Here is a 3,127-nt window from a genome sequence, read left to right on the forward strand (position 1 = left end):
TCACTGGAAAGTCTCGCCAGGATCGTCGATAACCCTGTTCTCAGTCTGCCCGGCGCGGGCAACTGAAACCATCACCGCAGCCGAGACGGCGTGCACGAATTACCCCACGCCTCGGGGCGCTGGCACAGGCCAGATTTTCCACCTTTTGGTTAATTCAATTATCTGAAATATTTCACGGACTGTTATTCCATGGCGGGCAAAATCCGGACTGAAATTTAGTATGTAACTAGATCTGGATCGGCAACCTATGCGTATTTTCTTGAACCTGCTTCGGACGTCTCTGGCCGGCGCTCTCGCAAGTATTCTCCTGGCGTCTCCAGCCCAGGCTTCGCCAAAAGTCTGGGAAGTATCCGAACGGAGCGGCGAGGTCAGCATTGATGCCGGCGGAGTTGTTGCCCCGGCAGAGCGCGGCCTGGTCCTGAACCCGGGCGACGTTGTTGAAACAGGCGAGGTCGGCCGCGCCGTTATTGTGCGCGGCGCCGAATACGTGATCCTGGGTCCCAAGAGCCGTATCAAGATTTCTGTCCCCAATGCGGCTGATCAGAAAACCCAGATCTTCCAGGCTTTCGGCAGCGCAGAATACAAAATCGAGAAGAAGGAAACCGTTAACTTCGGCGTTAATACACCTTACCTCGCCGCTGTCGTCAAAGGCACGACGTTCAACGTGACCGTATCAGACACAGGCGCCAGAGTGCAGGTGACTGAAGGCAAGGTCGAAGTCTCCACACTTGATGGGGGAGCGTCCGATCTGATTGTCCCGGGACGTATTGCGCGGGTTGACGCGGGCGATCGCCAATTGCTGGTTGTACTTGGCGCCGATGCAAAAACCATCCGCTCGCCATATCCGGCGGAAGCAGGCCTTGAAACCCCTTCGGATGCTTCGTCTGAGGGCATGTCAAATACGACCGGACGGTCTTCATCCTCGAAGGTAAACCCAGTCGGCGTATTCAAGCCCTTGACGACCGGTAAACAGTAATCCGTCCAGTGCGCAGAAAAGGCGGGGCCTTGATCGCAACTGCATGCGCAGATGCTGTCGAGGTCCCCTTCGGAAAGAGGCCGAACATTGCAATCGTGCATCTGGTCTTATCCGCTCTTTGAGCCTGGCTCGCCGGTCGCCCGAAATCCCTCAAGGATCCGGGCTTCCTCCGCGGGTCATCTGGTCGCGATTGCAACGGAACTGGCTCAGAAAACCAAGCGCATCCGCCGAACAGGTTCGGGATGTTACTGGCAGCCACCATTCAGAAGTATTCTGATGGTTTCGCGGCAAAGGCCGCGCAGTGGGGCCATTGATACGGCAATTCAGGCTCCCGCGCTCTGACCCGCACCCGTCAGCAAAGATCAAGTACTCTCTGATCATTGATCCAGATGCCACGTGTCCGCGAAGCGGACGTGTTTTCTTCAGCGCGGGCTCAACCTTTCGGACCCGGCGCTGGCAGCCCGGGGGGAGCAGGGCAGGTAGGTAGCGTTCTTTAAAGTCCGAGCTGGCCTTTTGATAGGATTCCGCGCTGGATTTCGTTTGAGCCGGCATAGATCGAACCGGCTCGGTCGTTCAGGTATTTCGCGCCGACCGTAACGGCGCTTTCGGGGCCGACAAGAGGCGTGTTCAGACCCTCGTAACCAGGAACCGGCCCGCCTGGAGAAGTATGGTGCGGCTGGAAAGGGGCGGCATAGGCGCCTGCAAGTTCGAGAGCGAGTTCGGTCAGGTGCTGGCTGAGTTCCGTGCCGCGGATCTTCATCATCGAGGCCTTGAGGCCCGGCGTGCCGCCACCCGCCAGTTCCGACATCATCTGAAGCTCAGCCGCTTCGAGTGTTTGCGCTTCGGCTTCAGCCTGCGAGAGCTTTCGGGCAAAGCCGGCATCGAGGAGGCCTTCTTCGGCGGCAGTCTGGCGCAGGCTGCGAAGGCGTGCGAGGAGGCGAGGGCCGTAGGAAGAGCCCCCGCGTTCGAATTCGAGCAGGTATTTCGCGACGGTCCAGCCTTCATTGACCTTACCGATCACATTGGCCTTGGGCACGCGGACATTCGTGAAGAAGACAGCGTTCTGGATATGCTCGCCCGACAGCATAAGGATCCGGTCGACCCGCACGCCGGGAGAGGTCATGTCGATCAGGATGAAGGTTATGCCCTGCTGCAGTTTGCCGGAAGAATCTGTCCGCACAAGGCAGAACATCATGTTGGCTTCGTGGGCGTGCGTCGTCCAGATTTTTGAACCATTGCAGACATAGGCGTCGCCGTCATCGACAGCAGACATGGTGAGCGCAGCGAGATCCGAACCTGCATGTGGCTCTGAATAGCCCTGGCACCAATAGTCTTCGGCTGAGAGGATGCGGTGGAGGTAGTGATCTTTCTGCGCCTTGGAGCCATGGCCGATCAGGGCCGGGCCACACATGCCGATGCCCATGGGTGAAAGGCCCGGGGCGCCGGCGCGGGCCATCTCCACGTCGAAGATGTAGCGCTTGGCGACGCTCCAGCTTGTGCCGCCATATTCGGCCGGCCAGGACGGCGCGGCCCAGCCTTGCTTGACGAGAATGCGCTGCCATTCGAGCGCAATTTCCTTTGACGAGTAGACGCTGGTCATGCGGCGCGCATACGCGCGAAGGTCGGCGCTCAGGTTCTCTTCGAGAAAATTTCGGACCTCGTCTCTGAAAGTTTCTTCTTCCCGGGTGAAGGCGAGTTTCATGGGGTGACTTTCTTTGCAGGTGGGCGTGTTAGGACGGCTTCGAGAAGGCGGGCGCGTTCTGCCTGGCTTTTCCAGAGGAAAGACCGCGGTAAGCCCAGTCTTTGGCAGGCCTGGGCGTGTGGACCCATCGTATCCGGAACGTTTTCGGCGATGTACGCCACGGACTTTACGGCGAAGCGGCCAGCCGGCGAGAGATCATACTCGCCGCCAAGGCCGAGGCGCCCGCGCACGGCGGGCGGCAGGATTTCAACTGCGGCATTGACCAGGGCGCTTTGCAGGCCCTTCGGAATGCCGGGCGCGGCGCGCCCGGATTTCATTATGCTGAGGAATTCGGTGTTGATCGGATGGGGTTCAAACCCGGGCAGGAGCGCGTGCATCATCGCCATAAAGTCTTCGGCCGAGTGGATCTTCTGCTGAACCCCATAGAGACCAGCGACGACCTCACCTTC

3 protein-coding genes are annotated in these 3,127 nt (G+C 59.2%); 1 reads left to right on the plus strand and 2 read right to left on the minus strand.

Annotated features, from left to right (window positions below; genetic code table 11):
- Positions 1–247: 247 nt before the first annotated feature.
- Entirely contained in the window at positions 248–976 is a 729-nt protein-coding gene (locus WEA77_RS09275; protein ID WP_368067595.1) for a FecR domain-containing protein, read from the plus strand.
- A 493-nt stretch (positions 977–1,469) separates the two neighbouring features.
- Here WEA77_RS09275 and WEA77_RS09280 read toward each other — a convergent pair whose 3' ends face one another.
- Positions 1,470–2,678 (minus strand): acyl-CoA dehydrogenase family protein, encoded by a 1,209-nt coding sequence (locus WEA77_RS09280; RefSeq protein ID WP_368067596.1) that lies wholly within the window; start codon positions 2,676–2,678, stop codon positions 1,470–1,472.
- The coding region (locus tag WEA77_RS09285) for an oxygenase MpaB family protein (RefSeq protein ID WP_368067597.1) at positions 2,675–3,127 on the minus strand (453 nt) is incomplete at its 5' end. The genes WEA77_RS09280 and WEA77_RS09285, both read right to left, overlap by 4 nt.

This window comes from Hyphomonas sp. (genome assembly GCF_040882205.1).
Taxonomy (GTDB): Bacteria; Pseudomonadota; Alphaproteobacteria; order Caulobacterales; family Hyphomonadaceae; genus Hyphomonas.

Excerpts from the sequence above, each read along its gene's own strand:
- WEA77_RS09275 (WP_368067595.1), top strand. The coding sequence starts at position 248 with ATGCGTATTTTCTTGAACCTGCTTCGGACGTCTCTGGCCGGCGCTCTC.
- WEA77_RS09280 (WP_368067596.1), bottom strand. The coding sequence starts at position 2,678 with ATGAAACTCGCCTTCACCCGGGAAGAAGAAACTTTCAGAGACGAGGTC.